We start from the raw sequence: 15,764 nt of genomic DNA on the forward strand, positions 1-15,764 counted from the left end.
CCACCGAACGTCAGCGGACATCCCGCTGAACCCTTCTCAGACCCAGAGGTGATCCGATGCTCGAATTCTCATCCCGTACCGCTCACGCCGGCGATCTGGAGGTCGCCGCCGACCTGATCGCGCTGCTCGGCGACACGACCACGGAGCCGCGTGCCGACCCGCAACTTGAGGCGCTGACCCTGGCCGTGGCGGCCGACCTGCCGGTGCTGCTGTGGGGGGAGCCGGGGATCGGCAAGACCGCGGCCCTCCAGCAGCTCGCCGACGCCCTCGACCTGCCGCTGACCACGGTCATCGCCAGCGTGCACGAACCGTCCGACTTCTCCGGCCTGCCGGTGGTCGGCGACGACCCCGAGACCCAGGGCGTCCCGATGGCCCCGCCGGACTGGGCCGTACGGCTGGCCGCGGCGGGCAGGGGGCTGCTCTTCCTGGACGAGCTGTCCACGGCGCCGCCCGCGGTGCAGGCCGCCCTGCTCCGTCTCGTGCTCGAACGCCGGGTCGGCGCCCTGCGGCTTCCGCCCGGGGTGCGGATCGTGGCGGCGGCCAACCCGCGTTCCTCGGCGGCCGACGGCTGGGAGCTGAGCGCGCCCCTGGCCAACCGGTTCGTCCACCTGCGGTGGGCTCACGACCACGACGTGGTGGTGCGCGGTCTCGGCGGGACCTGGCCGAGGGCGACGCTGCCCCGGCTCGACCCGGAGCTGTTGCCGCAGGCCGTGACGTTCGCCAGGCGCGCGGTGTGCGGGCTCCTCGCCGCCCGTCCCACCCTCGTGCACCGGCTGCCGAGCGAGGAGACCCGCAGGGGCGGGCCGTGGCCCTCGCCCCGTAGCTGGGAGATGGCGCTGCGGCTCACGGCCTTCGCCACCGCGGCGAACACCTCAAGGGAGGTGCTGTCCACGCTGGTCAGGGGCACGGTCGGGGACGGCCCCGGGCTGGAGCTGCTGGCCTGGACGGACAGGATGGACCTGCCCGACCCGGAGACGCTGCTGGCCGACCCGGCGGCGGCCGTCCTGCCGGAACGGGGTGACCTGCGCCAGGCCGTACTCGACGGGGTGGTCGAGGCGGTCAGGAGGCGGCCTGAACGGGCCAGGTGGGAGGCGGCGTGGGCCCTGCTGGTCAGGGCGTTGGAGACCGGGGCCCCTGACCTGGTGGTCGTGCCCGCGTCCACGCTCGCCGCGTTGCGTCACGCCGACTGGGAGGTCCCGGCGTCGATCGAGAGGCTCGCCGGGGTGGTGTCGCTGAGCGGGCAGGCCGACAGGGCGGCGGCACGGATCACCGCCGTCGCGGGGCGGGGCCGATGACGTCCGGCGCGACGGGGACGCTGGACCTGGAGAAGCTCTTCGCGGCCCGGCTGCTCGCCGTCCGGGCCCGGCCCTACCTGGCGACGGCGCTGTTCGCGCTGCACCCGGTCGAGTCACGGCGGGTGCCGACGATGGCCGTCGACAGGTACTGGCGCTGCTACGTCTCGCCGCCGTTCGTCGCCGCGACCTCCGTGGAGGAGCTGGCGGGCGTGTGGGTGCACGAGGTCTCCCACCTGCTGCGCGACCACCACGGACGCAGCGACCGGGTCGCCGCGGAACGGGGACTGACCGGGCCGGGGGAGCGGCTGCGGATGAACATCGCCGCGGACTGCGAGATCAACGACGACGTGTACGGGGACGGGCTGGTCAGGCCCGAGGACGCCGTCTATCCGAAGGCCCTCGGGCTGCCCGAGGGCAAGCTGATGGAGGACTACCTGCGCCGGTTCACGCTGGGGCCGTACACGCAGGGGCTGGTCTGGCTGGACTGCGGCAGCGGGGCCGACGGGCTGGAACGGGAGTGGGAGCTCGGGCCGGACGGCGCGTACGGGCTCAGCCCGCAGGAGCGGGACGCGGTGCGTTTCCGGGTGGCGGAGGGCATCGTCGGCCGTCCCGGCGACGCCCCACAGGGATGGCGCAGGTGGGCCGAGGAGGCGTTCCACCCGCCTCAGCCGTGGCGCGAGCTGCTCGGCGCCGCGGTCCGCTCCGCGCTCTCCGGCCCCGGCGCGGGTGAGGACTACATGTACGGCAGGCCGTCGCGGCGCTCGACGAGCCTGCCCGGCGTCGTGCTGCCGAGCCTGCGGCGCAGACCGCCCAGGGTGTCCGTGGTCGTCGACACCTCGGGGTCGGTCAGCGACGCCGAACTGGGCGGCGCGCTCGTGGAGATCGCCGCGATCGTCCGGGCCGTGGGCGGCAGGCGTGACCTGGTCGGCGTGCTGTCATGCGACGCGGCGGTCCAGGCCGTGCACGGGCTGTGCCGCGCGGAGGGGATCCCGCTGGTCGGCGGTGGCGGGACGGATCTGCGTACGGGCTTCGCCGGAGCGCTGCGGACGAGGCCCGCGCCGGACGTCGTCGTGGTCCTGACCGACGGGCAGACCCGCTGGCCGGAGGTACGGCCACCGTGCCGGACGGTGATCGGGCTGTTCTCCAGGAGGGGGCGGCTTCGCTCGTGGGAGGAGGACGACTCCTTCTACGTGCCGGATCGGCCACCCGAGTGGGCACGGGTGGTGACCATCGGCTGACCCGGTCGTCGCCGACCGGGCCTGCGCGGGGCGACCGGCTACCCGCACGGGTAGCCGGCCCAGAGGTCCTCCGGGATCGTACGGCGGGCTACTCGGCGGCGCGCAGGCGCACGGGGAGTTCCTGGTGGCCGTTGCTGATGAGGCTGGGGACCGGCCGCAACGTGTCGGCGGGCGCCGCGAGCGACATGGCGGGGAAACGCGCGAAGAGCTGCCGCAGGGCTTCGGCGACCTCAAGGCGGGCAAGGGGGGCGCCGAGGCAGAAGTGCACGCCGTAGCCGAACGTCAGGTGGTCCTTCGCCGCCCGGGTGACGTCGAAGGTGTCGGCGTCCTGCCCGTGCCAGTCGGGGTGGCGGTTGGCGGCGCCGTACGCGGCGAGGATGGGGTCTCCCGCGGCGATGACCTGCCCGCCGGGCAGTTCGATGTCGGTCACGGCGAAGCGCAGCGGCAGGTATTTGACGGCGGGTTCGGCGCGGAGGGTCTCCTCGACGACGTCCTCCCAGGTGGCCCGGCCCTCGTGGACGAGGTGGAGCTGGTCGGGGGAGGTCAGCATCGCGAAGACGGCCTGGTCGATGACGTTGACGGTCGTCTCGTACCCGGCGCTGATCATCAGGATCATGGTGTCGCGCAGTTCGGCGTCGGTGAGGCCGGTGCCGTCCGACTCCTCGTCGCGCGCCGCGATGAGGAGGGAGGTCATGTCGTCGCCGGGGTTGTCGCGTTTGTCGGCGATCAGCCGTTCGATGGTCTCGAAGAGCAGCGCGGTGTTGGCCTGGGCCTGCTCGGGGGTGAGGGTGCTGTCGAAGATGTTGTCGACGAGCTGCCGGAAGTCGTTGCGCCGTTCCTCGGGGACGCCCATCAGGTGACCGATCACGGCGATGGGCAACGGGTAGGCCAGCCGCTCGCGCAGGTCGACCACCTGTCCCGGGGGAACCGCGGCGAGGTCGTCGACCAGCCCGGTGACCATGGCCTGGACGGTCGGCCTCAGCTCGGCGATGCGGCGCGCGCTGAAGGCGGGGGCGATCATGCGGCGTAACCTGCGGTGGTCGGCGCCGTAGGCGGTGAACATGTTCTGAACCCCGATCCACAGGGCGAGCGGCCAGGTCTCCATCGTCCGCTGGAAGGCCGGGTAGTGAAGGCGGCCGTCCTTGGAGACGTCGGGGCTGGTGAGCAGGGTCCTGAGCAGGGCGGGGTCGGTGACCGCCCAGACGCGCAGGCCGAGGACGTCGACCGGGGTGGCCGGGCCTCGGTCCCGTAGGGCCCGGTACTCGGTGTACCGGTCGGCACCGGCGGGGTCGATGACGAACGGGAGGGGGTGGGACACGTGCCTTCTCCTAACGGTCGCGACGGCGAAGCACACTGAAGATCGATTCTCCGCGCACAGTTGACAGGGCAGCCCGGCCATCTGTGACAGAGGACCGCTCAGTACATCCCCCGGCCGGCGGGAAAGGCCACCGTTCCCTTCCAGGACGATCTTCACCGTGGCGAGGGCCCCCGGAACAGGTCCTCAGGCCTGGGGACCGGGGGGATCGACGACGAGCGTGTAGTCGACGCCCGTGCGGAAGTCCTCGGAGGAGCCGCGGATGGTCAGGGTGTGGCGGCCGGGCTTCAACGGCCGCAGCCGTACCCAGATGCCGCACGCGGGGGAGAGCATCCTCCCCTTCCGGCCGGTCAGCGGGTTGCCCGCGACGCCGGTTATGGCGACGCGGCCCTCGGTCAGCCGTTCGGACGCGACCGGCGCGCCGTCGAGGACGGCCTCACCCTTGGCTGCGGCCATGAACCTCCGGCACTCGGCCCTGGTGGCGGTCCGGTTCACCAGGGGGAACACGATCGGCCGTCCCTCGGGAACCTCGCATGTCCGCCGGGCCGTACCGCCGAAGGTGCCGGCGAGGAACCACACGTCCTCCGGCTGGTTCCGGTGGCAGAACCGTCCGCTCGGGTCCGTGACCGGATTCGTGTTCTCGGGCTCCGAGGACGCCCAGGTCCACCAGCGTCCCTGGATCGACGTCTCCGCCCCGGCTCCGCGAAGCCCGCAACCGGCGACGAGCCCAAGGATCAGCAGAAGGAACGGAACGGATCTGAGGGGCATCCCGGAATCATAGGACTCCGGATCTCGGGTCGGCGGTGTCGTCCGTGACGTTGGTTTCTCCGGGGAGGGCGCGGTGCCCGCTGGGTGACGTTCGGCGAGGGCCGTCCCCGATGTGGGCGCTCGCCGAAGGTCAGAACGTGTTCGCGATCTCGCCGACGAGGAAGGAGCCGAGCTCGACGAGGCGGTCCTTGGGCATGCGGGAGGTCGGTCCGGACAGGGCGATCGAACCGATGCACCTGCCGTTGTTGTTCAGGGGGGCCGCGACGCAGGACGCGCCGACGAGGGTCTCGTCGATGTCGAGGGCGTAGCCGAGGAGCCGGGACTCCTCGACCCGTTGGCGCAGGTCGAGCGGGCCCTTGGCGGCGCGGTCCGTGCCGCCCGAGTAGCTCAGGGTGCCGAGGACCTCGTCGAGGGCGACGTCGTCGAACGTCGACAGGTAGGCCCTGCCGACCGCCGAACAGTGGATGGGCCGTACGGTGCCGAGCCGTTCGCGCAGGGTGAGCACCTCGGACGAGGGCTGGTACTGCACGTAGACCATGTTTCCGCTGGCCGGGGCGGCGAAGAGGGAGGCCTCACCGGTCCCGCCGGTCAGCCGCTTGAGCAGCGGGCCGACCTTCTCTATCAGCTGTTCGTGCGCGGGATGGTTGACGATCAGCCCGTAGAACCGCTCCGGGCGGATGGTGAACTCCTTGGTGGCGTCGTCGCGGGCGACGTAGCCGGCGTCCACGAGATCGCCAAGTATGCGCAGCGCACTGCTGCGGTTCACGTTGACCAACCGCCCTACCTCGGCCGCCGTCGCAGACTTGGTGGCCAGTTGCTCAAGAACCATGAGACCGCGCCTGATGTGCGACATGCTCCCGAGGTCGCTGTTGTCCCGTGATGGATTGTCTGGCATAGAGAAATTCTCTCCTTACCAAGATCCTGGACTGACCGTCTTCTCGGAATCTTCTCAGTGTGGGCAGGGGTGCGCCGCGCACTGAGGTGTGTTGCGCTGCCGACAACATAGCACGCTCAAGTTGGGCCAAGGAAGCGCCCGATTTCGCAGCTGGACCGGTCCAAGGTGCCGGATCTGTGCTGTTTCACCCCTGGTTGACCCCTTGACACGCCTTGCGGGGCTGCCTAAGTTCGTCAGCCATACGCGTTGCATTGATTGCAACTTTACCGAGGAGTTGAGGATGTCCGAGGTGTCGGAGGGCGTCCAGGTCGTCGACCAGGTCGCGACGGGCGGTGAGGTTGAGCTGGACGGCCTGTCGAAGAAGTACGGGACCGTCGAGGCGGTGCGCGGTGTCTCGCTGAACATCCGACGCGGTGAGTTCCTGGCGATCCTGGGTCCCTCCGGTGCGGGAAAGACGACGCTGCTCAACATGCTCACCGGCTTCGAGGAGCCGACGAGCGGTGCGATCCGCATCAACGGCCGGGACGTCGCGCGGCTGGCGCCGCACAGACGCGAGATCGGCGTCGTGTTCCAGCACTACGCCCTGTTCAAGCACATGACCGTCGCCCAGAACGTGGGCTTCCCGCTGCGGATGCGGCGGATGCCGCTCCGGGAACAGCGCGGCCACATCCAGCACGCCCTTGAGCTGGTCAAACTTGAGGACTACGCGACCCGCTTCCCCGACCAGCTCTCCGGCGGTCAGCAGCAACGGGTCGCGCTCGCCCGCGCGATCGTGTTCCGGCCCGCGCTGCTCCTCATGGACGAGCCGCTCGGCGCGCTCGACAAGCGGCTGCGCGAGCACATGCGCGTCGAGATCAAACGCCTCCAGCGCAACCTCGGCGCGACCGTCATCTACGTGACCCACGACCAGGGCGAGGCCCTCACCATGGCCGACCGCGTCGCGGTGATGAACGACGGCGCCGTCGAACAACTCGGCACGCCGACCGACCTGTACGAGAGACCCGCGAGCGCCTTCGTGGCCGACTTCGTCGGGGAGACCAACTTCTTCACAGGCCGTTCCGTCCTCGACGCCGACGGCCAGGTTCGGGTCGTCCTCGACGGCGACTCGTCGGAACACCGCCGTGAGGTGGCCAACGCGGCCTCGCTCAGGCCCGACCGGGGCGTCGAGGTCGGGGTCCGCCCGGAACAGGTCTCGCTGCTGCCCCCCGACGGCGCCGACGGCACGGGCGCGCAGGCCGTACCGGGTGTGGTGAGCGAGGTGCTGTACGAAGGCGCGACGGCGCTGCACGTCGTCGAGACCGCGATCGGGAACCTCAACGCGCGCCTGTCGTTCAGGAACCTCACCGAGACCAGATGGACCGTCGGCGACCGGGTCGCCGTCCACTGGGACCCCTACGCCGCACGCGGCTACCACGCGGACGGCCGGCGGTAAGCCGCGGGCCAGGACGCGTCAGAGATGTGCAAGACAGAAAGGTTCGGCTGATGAAGTTCTCCCGGAAGACCGTGCTGGGGGCGGCGGTGACGGCCGGAGCCCTGCTCACGACCACCGCCTGTGGAAGCGGCGACGACACCGGCGGTGCCCCCTCCGCCGGTACGGTCGTCGTCCCCGACCCCGGTGGTGACCTGGGCAAGGCGATGAAGAAGGCCTTCTTCGACCCGTTCGAGAAGAAGACGGGGATCGACGTCGTGCTCAGCCCCGGCGAGTTCGACGCCGCCGTGGTGCTCACGGGCGTCAAGGCCGGTGCCCCCGCCTTCGACCTGGTGAACATCAACGGCGCCGTACTCCAGCGGTTCCGCGACGGCGCCGCCCTCGAACCGGTCGACTACACGCTGTGGAAGGCCGGGGACCGCGAGAAGATCTCCCCGGTGAAGGCCGCCGACGACGCGGTGCCCGCCTACTACATCTCCGTCGTCCCGGCCTGGAGCACCGCCAAGCTCGGCGACCAGGCGCTGACCTCGTGGGCGGACTTCTGGGACGTCGCGAAGTTCCCCGGGAAGCGGACCCTCGCGCCGGGCGCCTGGGGCGCGGGCGGCGCGACGTTCGAGATCGCGGCACTGGCCGACGGCGTCGCGCCGAAGGACCTCTACCCCATCGACTACGACCGGGTGTTCGCGAGCCTGGACAAGCTCAAGCCGAACCTCGTCAAGTACTGGGAGACCGGCGCCGAGCCCATCCAGCTGCTCACCGGCGGCCAGGTCACGGTCGCCAGCGCGTGGAACGGCCGGGTCGCGGGCGCCAAGGAGAAGGGCGTACCGGTCGCGAGCACGTGGAACCAGTCGATCCTGCAGTACGACAACTGGGCGATCCTCAAGGGCGCCAAGAACGCCAAGAACGCCCAGAAGCTCCTGGCCTTCATGATGGAGCCGCAGGCCCAGGCGGACTTCGCGAACGCGATCACCTACTCGCCGGCGAACTCGGCGGCCTTCGACCTGCTCCCCGAGGACCGCGCCGCCCTGCTGCCGACGTCGCCGAAGAACGTCGCCTCCGCCGTGACCCAGGACTACGACTGGTGGACCGCCACCGCCCCCGGGTCGACCAAGTCCAATGAGGAAGTCGCCATCGAGCGCTGGCAGGCGTGGGTCTCCAAGTAGCCCACGGCCCGTCCGCGATCGAGACGACCTCGACCTAGGAGATCCATGTCGGTCGACAGCTCCCCGGAGCGGTTCACCGGTGATCCGGCCGCCCCCCCACGGCACAGGCCGGATCGCCGGTGGCTCACCCTGGTTCCGCTCCTGGCGGTCCTGATCCTGCTGTTCGTCGTCCCGCTGTGCTCACTGCTGGTCGACAGTTTCCGCGGCGGGCAGGGACTCACCCTGGAGAACTACCACGAGCAGGTGACCTCGCCGGTCTTCTGGCGGGCGATGCGCCGCACCCTGGTCATCGCCGCGCTCTCGACCGGCATCTGCGTCGCCCTCGGGTACTGCATGGCCTACGCGCTCACCCGGATGCCCAAACGGCTGCGCGGCGCGCTGATGGTCGTGGTGCTCGTGCCGTACTTCACGAGCATCCTGATCCGCTCCTACGCGTGGATCGCGATCCTCGCCCCCAGCGGGCTCGTCGCCAAAACGCTCGCGCTTGTCGGCATCGACAACCCTCCTGACCTGGTGTTCAACCAGACCGGCATGCTGATCGGCACCGTGCAGATCCTGCTGCCGCTGGCGCTGCTGCCGATCTACAGCGTGATGAGCGGCATCGACCGCGCCGCCGTACGGGCCGCGCAGAGCCTGGGGGCCTCACCGGCGGTCGCGCACTGGCATGTGTACCGGCCCGCGACCTCCTCGGCGGTCCTGGCCGCCGCCGCCCTGGTCTTCATCAGCACCCTCGGCTTCTACGTGACGCCCGCGCTGCTCGGCGGCCCCGGCGACACGCTCATCGCCCAGTCCATCCTCGTCCAGTTCTCCAACCTCGTCGATCCCGCCGGGGCCGCGGCGCAGGCCGTACTGCTCCTGCTGGTCGTCCTGGTGCTGTTCGTCGTCCTCTTCCGCTATCTCGCGCCCTCGCTCTCCATCGGGAGCACCGCCGCGAGCCCCCGCCGGGAGTCCGCGAAACAGGACGAACGGTATGAGCGGCTGCGTGACCTGCGTGCCCGGGTGCTCGACACCGTCCTCGGCGTCGTCGGACGGCTGCGCCTGCCCATCCTGGTCGGCGGCTGGCTCGTGGGCGCCGCCCTGCTGGTCACGCCGCTGGTCGTGGTGGCCATCTGGTCCTTCAGCGACGCGACCTACCTGATCTTCCCGCCGGAGGAGTACTCCACCCGGTGGTTCGCCGACTACCTCGCCGACGAGTCGTGGATCGGCTCGACCTTCCTCAGCCTGGGCATCGCCTCGCTCTCCGCGGCGATCGGCGTGGTCATCGGCGGTCTCGGCGCCTTCGGTCTCGTACGGGGCCCACGGCGCTCGCGGGTGCCGGTCGCGGTCCTGGTCGCGATGCCGATGATCGTCCCTCCGATGATCTACAGCCTCGGGTTCTTCGTGCTCGTGGCGCCGCACGGCCTCGTCGGCACCCCGCTGGGCCTGGTCCTGCCGTACGTGGTGCTGGGGCTGCCCTTCGCGGTGTCGATCACGGCGGCGGCGCTGCGCAACCTCGACGTGCGGCTGGAGAACGCCGCGCGCAGCCTCGGCGCCGGACCCCTGTCGGTGCTCAGACACGTCCTGCTGCCCGCGCTGCGCCCGGCGCTGGTCAGCGGCTTCGTGTTCGCCTTCCTCGCCGCGTTCGACGACGTCGTCGTCGCGACCTTCATGTCCGGGCCGACCGCGGTGACGCTGCCGCTGCGGATGTTCCAGGACATCAAACTCGAAGTGAGCCCGAGGACAGCCGTCGTCGCCGTCGTCCTGCTCGGAGCAGGGGCGGCCGCGGTCCTCCTCCGGTTCGTCATGGCCTGGCTCGTGCGCGCCGTACGGGTGGCGCTGAGCCGGATGGGAGCCTCATGAACACCCCCTCGGTCGTCGCGGAGATGACCTCCCCCTATGTCGAGAACCAGGAGTTTCCCGGCATCGTCTACCCGACCTCGGTCACGGCGACGCTGGAGGCCTTCCGCCGGTCGTTCCCCGACGCCGAACGGCTCGCGCCCGAGGAGGACGGCGGCGCCGCGGCGCTGACCGTGCACAGCCCCGAATACGTCGACTTCGTCAAGGAGGGCAGCGGACGGCAGGAGGGGTCCACGAAGTTCCCGCTGAACGTCATCGCGGTCCCCGCCCTGAAGGTCTCCGAGCCGCGCACCTTCGTGGGACGGCACATCCAGTACTTCTTCGACGAGATCACCCAGGCCACCCCCTCGGTCTGCCAGGGGGCGCTGCACAGCGCGGCGGCCGCCCAGCAGGGCGCCCGCAGGCTCGCGCGGGCCGACCGGTCCTCCCCGGGGCTGGTGCTCGTGCCGTCCCGCCCCCCGGGCCACCACGCCCTGCCCACCGTGGGCGGCGGACTGTGCGTGTTCGCCAACGCCGCCATCGCGGCCCGCGAACTCTCCCGAAGCGGCCGGGTCGCCGTGCTCGACATCGACCAGGACCACGGCAACGGCACCCAGGCCGTGTTCTACGACGACCCGTCGGTCCTGACCGTCTCGATCCACGCCGAGGGCTGGCCGCACGTCGCCGGGTTCGCCGAGGAGACCGGTGGCCCCGGCGCCCCCGGCGGCAACCTCAACCTGCCGTTGCCGACCGGTTCGGGCTTCGACGCCTACCTGCCCGCGTTCGAGACGGCGCTTGAGGCGATCACCCGTTTCGAACCCGACCACCTCGTCCTGGCCCTGGGCTACGACGCCCACCGGGAGCAGGGGTTCGGGCTGCTGCGCCTGGACGTCGCGGACTTCGGCGTCCTCAGCCGCCGCATCGCCGGGCTGCGCCTGCCGACGCTGGTGACCACCGAGGGGTGCTACGGCTACTACGACTCGACCGCCGAGGCCGCCGACGCCTTCTTCGCGGGGTGGGCCGAGGGATGGCGGTGAGCGCCACCATGCGCGCCGCGCTCCTGACCCGCGTCGGCGGGCCGCTGGAGATCCGCGAGGTTCCCGTCCCCGAGATCGGGCCGGACGAGGTCCTGGTACGGACTCTGTCCAGCGGCGTGTGCCGTACCGACCTGCACATCCAGGACGGCCTGGCCTACGTGCCCGGACTGCCGCACATCATGGGCCACGAACCCGCGGGCGTCGTGGTCGAACGCGGCCGGGACGTCTCCGGGGTCGAGATCGGCGAGGTGGTCGTGCCCCACCTGTTCGTCGCCGAGCGGGAGTGCCGCTTCACCCGGGCCGGGGCCGACGCGCAGGCGCTGCACCTGCGGGGGATCATCGGCGTGACGCTGCCGGGAGGCTTCGCGGAGTACTTCGCGGCCCCCGCGAGGAACCTGCTGAGGGTTCCCGAAGGCCTCGACCCCAGGATCGCCGGGCTGTCGAGCTGCGCGGTCGTCACGGCGGTGCACGCCTACCGGCGCGGCACCGTGACGCCGGTGCGGACCGCGGTCGTGATCGGCGTGGGCGGCATCGGGCAGATCATCCTCCAACTCCTGGCCGGTGCCGGGATCTCCGCCGCGGCCGTCGACGTGCGGCAGGAGAACCTGGCGCTCGCCGTACACAACGGGGCCGAGTACGTCGTGCCCGCGTCGTCGGCGGACCGGGTGTCCGCCCTGTGCGCCTGGGCCGCGTCCCGGGCCGGTGACGAGGGCCCCGCCGACGGCGCCGACCTGGTGATCGACCTGGTCGGAACGTCGGAGTCCATGGCCGACGCCGCGCGGTACGTACGCCGCAGGGGCCGGATCGTCGTGGTCGGTGAGGAGCCCGACCTCCCCGGCGTCAGCTCGACGGTCCTCGCCCAGCGCGAGCTGGAGATCGTCGGCTCGCGCAACGGCGACAGGAAGGACCAGCACGACGCGCTGCGGCTGCTCGCCGAGGGCGCCATCACCCCGGCACTGGACGAGGAGTACCCCCTCGACCGCGCCAACGAGGCACTCGCCCGGCTGCGAAGCGGCCAGGCACGGGGCCGGGTCCTCATCACGCACAACGACCAGCGAGGAACGAGATGAAGATCGCGACCGACACGTGGATGCTGCGTCCACACCCCATCGACACGGTGTTCTCGACCGTACGGCAGGCGGGCTTCGAACACCTGGAGCTCTCGCCCCGGCCCGACGTGATGCCGAGCTACGGCGGCAGGCGCGCGTCCAAGGCGAAGATCGCCGAGATCGCGACGGCGTCGAAGACCCACGGCGTCGGGATCGCGTCCATCTTCATCGAGCAGGCCTGGGGAAGCTCGGAGGAGGACATCCGCCAGGCGGCGGTCGGCTACTGGAAGCAGACCGTCCAGCTGGCCGTCGACCTGGGCTGCGACCGCATCAACTCCGAGTTCACCGGACGGCCGAGCGCCCCGCAGGCCGGTGAGGCCGCGATGCGCCGCTCCCTGGAGGAGGTGCTGCCGCTGGCGGAGTCCGAGGGCATCACGATCGCGCTCGAACCGCACCCCGGCGACTGGCTTGAGTCCGGCATCGGGGCCGTCGACTTCATCAGGGGCCTGCAGAGCGACCACGTCACCTACCTGCACTGCGTGCCGCACACCTTCTACCTCACCGGTGTCGAGGACGAACGCGGCCACCTCAAGAACGTCAACCGCGACATCATCACCTACGCCGGCGAGACCATGGACCACGTCCACCTGGCCGACACCCTGCTGCCCGGCCGTACCTTCCTCAACCCGGGAAGCCCCGGGGTGCGCAACCACCAGCACCTCGACATCGGGCACGGCGACATCGACTGGGACGAGGTGTTCGACGCCCTGCGTGAGGTCGCCTTCGACGGCGTCCTGTCGGTGGCCGTCTTCCGGCACGAGTCACGGGTGATGGATTCCCTCACCCACAACCTTCGCATCATTCGCGAACGTCTCGAAGGGAGCGTTGCCCAGTGACCGGATCGATACGCTTTGGCGTCGTCGGCCTCGGAGAGATCTACCAGCTCGCCCACCACCTCGCCTACCAGCGGGCCGACGGCCTGGAGGCCGCGGTCGTCTGCGACCTGGACCCGGCCGTCGCCGAGCGGACGGCACGGTCGCTCGGGGCACGGGCGTCCACCGACTACCGCGAACTGCTCGACGACGACCGGATCGACGCCGTCGACCTCGTGCTTCCGCACAACGTGCACTACGAGATCGCACGGGAGTTCCTCGAAGCGGGCAAACACGTCCTGATCGAGAAGCCCATGACCGTGGACGCCGGGCACGCGCGTGAACTCGTCGCCCTCGCCGCGAGCAAGGGCCTCAAGTTCACCGTCAACGAGAACACCCGGTTCATCCCCGCCTACCAGGCCGCCCTCGACGCCATCAACGGCGACGAGATCGGGGACGTGACCCTCGTCCGCACCCTGATCAGCGGCAACGAGTTCGAACGGCTCGGCAACCCGAAGCTGTGGAAGGGCCGCCAGGACGGCTCGGGCGGCGGCACCATCATCGACGCCGGTGCCCACTCCTTCTACCTGCTGAAGTGGATGTTCGGCGAGGTCGCCTCACTGCGGGCCATGTCCGACCGGCTCGTGGACGTCAGCCAGGTCGAGGACTGGTCGCTGGTGTGCGGCCGGACGCGCTCCGGCGCGCTCTTCTCCGTCGAGTCCACCTTCACCTCGGGAGGACCGTGGAACGAGCGCCTCGAAGTGCACGGCACCAAGGGCCTCATCGTCGTCGACCAGCACCAGAACCCCCCGGCCATGATCTTCCACGGCAAACGCGACCACGAGGGGTCGCCCCTGCCCGGTACGGCCTACGAGCCCACCACCTGGAAGTACAACTCGATCGCGGCCGGGATCGAGAGCTTCGCCCGTTCGATCGCGAAGGACGAGCCGACCGCCGTCGCCCCCGAGGACGGCGCCTACGCGGTGCGGATCATCGAACTCGCCTACGAGTCGGTGGCCACCGGCCGTCCCGTCTCGCTCTGAGATTTGTCACCCCGTTCCACAGACAGAGGAGAAACCCCCATGGACCCGCTCGTCATCACCGTCACGGTCGACAGCACGATGTCCTATCCCGGCTACAAGGGCATGCCGGCCATCGAGGACACCGACAAGGTCGGCCAGGAGTACATCGACTCGGTGAACGCGGGCGCGACACTGTGCCACCACCACGGTGTCCACTACCTGGAGGACGCCATCCAGGAAGACGGCAAGAAGCTTTCTAAGATCGACTTCGACGGTTGGCGGGATCTCACCGAGAAGATCCGGACCGTGGGCACCGATCCGATCATGCAGTTCGGCATCGCCAGCGCCCGGCTGCCCGAGAAGGTGGAACTCATGTCGCTCAAGCCCGACATGATGTCCTACGCGTTCAACGTGCACGACGAGTACTTCCAGCCCGACCCGGCCTACCCCGCCAACGAGATGTACTCCCTGCACCCGAGGGACGAGCTCGTCGAGTTCGTCACCGCGGCCGAGGCCAACGGCGTGAAGCCGGAGATCGAGTGCTTCTACACCGGCGCGTTCTGGAACCTGGAGTACGTCCGGCGGCAGGGCCTGCTGAAGGAGAAGGCCTGGGCGACCCTGTTCTTCGGCTGGCAGGGTGGCGCGTGGACGCCGCCGACCCCGGACGCGCTCATGTACATGGTCAACCACCTCCCCCCGAACACGAACTGGAACATCAGCGTCATGGACCCGGTCGCGCAGTGGCAGCTGCTGCCGCTGGCCATCGCGCTGGGCGGCCACGTCCGCGTCGGCTGGGAGGACAACCCCTACCTGCCCAACGGTGAGGCCTCGCGCAGCAACGCCGAACTGGTCGAGGTCGCGGTCACCATGGCCCAGCAGATCGGCCGCCCGATCGCGAACGTCGAAGAGGCCAGGCGCATCGCCGGGGTGAGCAGGTGACCGGCCTGATGAGTGGCGGTACCGCACAGGACCCGGTGCGCGGTGGTACCGCACCGGATCCGGTGCGTGCCGTACGGGGTCTGGCGCGTGCCCGGCTCGGCGACGGCCGGGTCGTGCTCGTCAGGATCGAGTCGGAGAAGGCGACGGTCCTCGCGACCGAGTCCGACCACCCGGCGGCCGACGTGCTGAGGGAGGCGCTGCACACCGGCGCGTGGCGCGCCGACGGCGAGCCGGTCGCGGCCGGTGACCTCGAACTCCTCGCCCCGGTCGTGAACCCCTCGAAGATCGTGTGCGTCGGGCTCAACTACCGTGACCACGCGGAGGAGTCGGGCGTCGAGCCTCCGGCCAGGCCGTTGCTGTTCGCGAAGTTCCCCAACGCGCTGCGGGCCTCCGGCGCCGTCGTCGAGGTGCCGGAGGACCTGTCCGGCCAACTCGACTACGAGGGCGAACTGGGCGTCGTGATCGGGCGCCGGGCCAGGGACGTCGCCCTGGACGAGGCGCTCGACCACGTCCTCGGCTACGTCGCGGCCAACGACCTGTCGGCCAGGGACGCCCAGTTCTCCGACGGCCAGTGGCTGCGCGGCAAGTCCGCCGACGGGTTCTGCCCGGTCGGACCGGTCGTGACGCTCGCCGAGGACGTCGAGGACCCCCAGGCGCTGCGCATCGTCACCCGGCTCAACGACCAGGTCGTCCAGGACGGCTCGACGGAGAAGATGATCTTCTCCGTCGCGGAGATCGTCTCCTACGCCTCCCGCTACCTGACGCTCGAACCGGGGGACCTGATCCTGACGGGTACCCCGCCGGGTGTGGGTTTCGCGCGCACGCCCCCGCTGGTGGTGGGGGACGGCGACGTGGTGACGGTGACCGTGGAAGGCGTCGGCGAGGTCGTCAACCGGGTACGCGTCATATGAGATGACCGCCCGGCCG

General features: G+C 70.6%; 14 protein-coding genes. 11 read left to right on the forward strand and 3 right to left on the reverse strand.

Going from position 1 to position 15,764, the window contains the following annotated elements:
* Positions 1–56: 56 nt before the first annotated feature.
* Together ABZ463_RS33805 and ABZ463_RS33810 are read left to right on the forward strand one after the other, a co-directional pair.
* Complete coding sequence (locus ABZ463_RS33805) at positions 57–1,295, forward strand: MoxR family ATPase (protein ID WP_362782450.1); 1,239 nt, start codon at positions 57–59, stop codon at positions 1,293–1,295.
* A complete protein-coding gene (locus tag ABZ463_RS33810) occupies positions 1,292–2,533 on the forward strand; it encodes a VWA-like domain-containing protein (RefSeq protein WP_362782453.1) in 1,242 nt (413 codons plus the stop codon). Before ABZ463_RS33805 ends, ABZ463_RS33810 begins: the two co-directional genes overlap by 4 nt.
* Before the next feature lie 88 nt (positions 2,534–2,621).
* Here ABZ463_RS33810 and ABZ463_RS33815 read toward each other — a convergent pair whose 3' ends face one another.
* The 3 genes from ABZ463_RS33815 to ABZ463_RS33825 all read right to left on the reverse strand — a co-directional run bounded on the left by ABZ463_RS33815 (position 2,622) and on the right by ABZ463_RS33825 (position 5,511).
* Complete coding sequence (locus ABZ463_RS33815; RefSeq protein WP_362782456.1) at positions 2,622–3,851, reverse strand: cytochrome P450; 1,230 nt, start codon at positions 3,849–3,851, stop codon at positions 2,622–2,624.
* A 183-nt stretch (positions 3,852–4,034) separates the two neighbouring features.
* Positions 4,035–4,616, reverse strand: a complete 582-nt coding sequence (locus ABZ463_RS33820) for a signal protein (protein WP_362782458.1) — start codon at positions 4,614–4,616, stop codon at positions 4,035–4,037.
* A gap of 130 nt (positions 4,617–4,746) precedes the next feature.
* Positions 4,747–5,511 (reverse strand): IclR family transcriptional regulator, encoded by a 765-nt coding sequence (locus ABZ463_RS33825; protein WP_352012907.1) that lies wholly within the window; start codon positions 5,509–5,511, stop codon positions 4,747–4,749.
* 280 nt (positions 5,512–5,791) lie between these two features.
* Here ABZ463_RS33825 and ABZ463_RS33830 point away from each other — a divergent pair, with 280 nt between their 5' ends.
* Genes ABZ463_RS33830 through ABZ463_RS33870 form a run of 9 tightly spaced genes read left to right on the forward strand, consistent with a single transcriptional unit; the run spans position 5,792 to position 15,748 of the window.
* Positions 5,792–6,943 carry an ABC transporter ATP-binding protein gene (locus ABZ463_RS33830; RefSeq protein WP_352012908.1) on the forward strand — a complete coding sequence of 384 codons (1,152 nt, stop codon included), beginning with the start codon at positions 5,792–5,794 and terminating at the stop codon, positions 6,941–6,943.
* A 50-nt stretch (positions 6,944–6,993) separates the two neighbouring features.
* The gene (locus tag ABZ463_RS33835; RefSeq protein ID WP_362782463.1) at positions 6,994–8,103 is read left to right on the forward strand and encodes an extracellular solute-binding protein; all 1,110 of its coding nucleotides are present in this window, start codon (positions 6,994–6,996) and stop codon (positions 8,101–8,103) included.
* Between the two features lie 45 nt (positions 8,104–8,148).
* Positions 8,149–9,942: an ABC transporter permease subunit gene (locus ABZ463_RS33840; protein WP_352012910.1), complete on the forward strand. Its 1,794-nt coding sequence runs from the start codon at positions 8,149–8,151 to the stop codon at positions 9,940–9,942.
* Positions 9,939–10,955: a hypothetical protein gene (locus ABZ463_RS33845; protein ID WP_362782466.1), complete on the forward strand. Its 1,017-nt coding sequence runs from the start codon at positions 9,939–9,941 to the stop codon at positions 10,953–10,955. Before ABZ463_RS33840 ends, ABZ463_RS33845 begins: the two co-directional genes overlap by 4 nt.
* On the forward strand, positions 10,952–12,025 hold the full coding sequence (locus ABZ463_RS33850) for an alcohol dehydrogenase catalytic domain-containing protein (RefSeq protein ID WP_362782469.1): 1,074 nt from the start codon (positions 10,952–10,954) through the stop codon (positions 12,023–12,025). The genes ABZ463_RS33845 and ABZ463_RS33850 overlap by 4 nt, the downstream gene beginning before the upstream one ends.
* A complete protein-coding gene (locus ABZ463_RS33855) occupies positions 12,022–12,900 on the forward strand; it encodes a sugar phosphate isomerase/epimerase family protein (protein ID WP_352012913.1) in 879 nt (292 codons plus the stop codon). Before ABZ463_RS33850 ends, ABZ463_RS33855 begins: the two co-directional genes overlap by 4 nt.
* Positions 12,897–13,919, forward strand: coding sequence for a Gfo/Idh/MocA family oxidoreductase (locus ABZ463_RS33860; RefSeq protein WP_362782472.1), 1,023 nt, complete (start codon positions 12,897–12,899; stop codon positions 13,917–13,919). Before ABZ463_RS33855 ends, ABZ463_RS33860 begins: the two co-directional genes overlap by 4 nt.
* A 39-nt stretch (positions 13,920–13,958) precedes the next feature.
* On the forward strand, positions 13,959–14,837 hold the full coding sequence (locus tag ABZ463_RS33865) for a 3-keto-5-aminohexanoate cleavage protein (RefSeq protein ID WP_352012915.1): 879 nt from the start codon (positions 13,959–13,961) through the stop codon (positions 14,835–14,837).
* 8 nt (positions 14,838–14,845) lie between these two features.
* A complete protein-coding gene (locus tag ABZ463_RS33870; protein WP_362782476.1) occupies positions 14,846–15,748 on the forward strand; it encodes a fumarylacetoacetate hydrolase family protein in 903 nt (300 codons plus the stop codon).
* Positions 15,749–15,764: the final 16 nt, after the last annotated feature.

It is taken from the genome of Streptosporangium sp. NPDC020145, assembly GCF_040631275.1.
Taxonomy (GTDB): domain Bacteria; phylum Actinomycetota; class Actinomycetes; order Streptosporangiales; family Streptosporangiaceae; genus Streptosporangium.

Coding starts and splice junctions, on each gene's coding strand:
- ABZ463_RS33845 (WP_362782466.1), top strand. CDS start 9,939: ATGAACACCCCCTCGGTCGTCGCGGAGATGACCTCCCCCTATGTCGAG.
- ABZ463_RS33830 (WP_352012908.1), top strand. CDS start 5,792: ATGTCCGAGGTGTCGGAGGGCGTCCAGGTCGTCGACCAGGTCGCGACG.
- ABZ463_RS33805 (WP_362782450.1), top strand. CDS start 57: ATGCTCGAATTCTCATCCCGTACCGCTCACGCCGGCGATCTGGAGGTC.
- ABZ463_RS33810 (WP_362782453.1), top strand. CDS start 1,292: ATGACGTCCGGCGCGACGGGGACGCTGGACCTGGAGAAGCTCTTCGCG.
- ABZ463_RS33870 (WP_362782476.1), top strand. CDS start 14,846: ATGAGTGGCGGTACCGCACAGGACCCGGTGCGCGGTGGTACCGCACCG.
- ABZ463_RS33825 (WP_352012907.1), bottom strand. CDS start 5,511: ATGCCAGACAATCCATCACGGGACAACAGCGACCTCGGGAGCATGTCG.
- ABZ463_RS33840 (WP_352012910.1), top strand. CDS start 8,149: ATGTCGGTCGACAGCTCCCCGGAGCGGTTCACCGGTGATCCGGCCGCC.
- ABZ463_RS33820 (WP_362782458.1), bottom strand. CDS start 4,616: ATGCCCCTCAGATCCGTTCCGTTCCTTCTGCTGATCCTTGGGCTCGTC.
- ABZ463_RS33855 (WP_352012913.1), top strand. CDS start 12,022: ATGAAGATCGCGACCGACACGTGGATGCTGCGTCCACACCCCATCGAC.
- ABZ463_RS33835 (WP_362782463.1), top strand. CDS start 6,994: ATGAAGTTCTCCCGGAAGACCGTGCTGGGGGCGGCGGTGACGGCCGGA.
- ABZ463_RS33865 (WP_352012915.1), top strand. CDS start 13,959: ATGGACCCGCTCGTCATCACCGTCACGGTCGACAGCACGATGTCCTAT.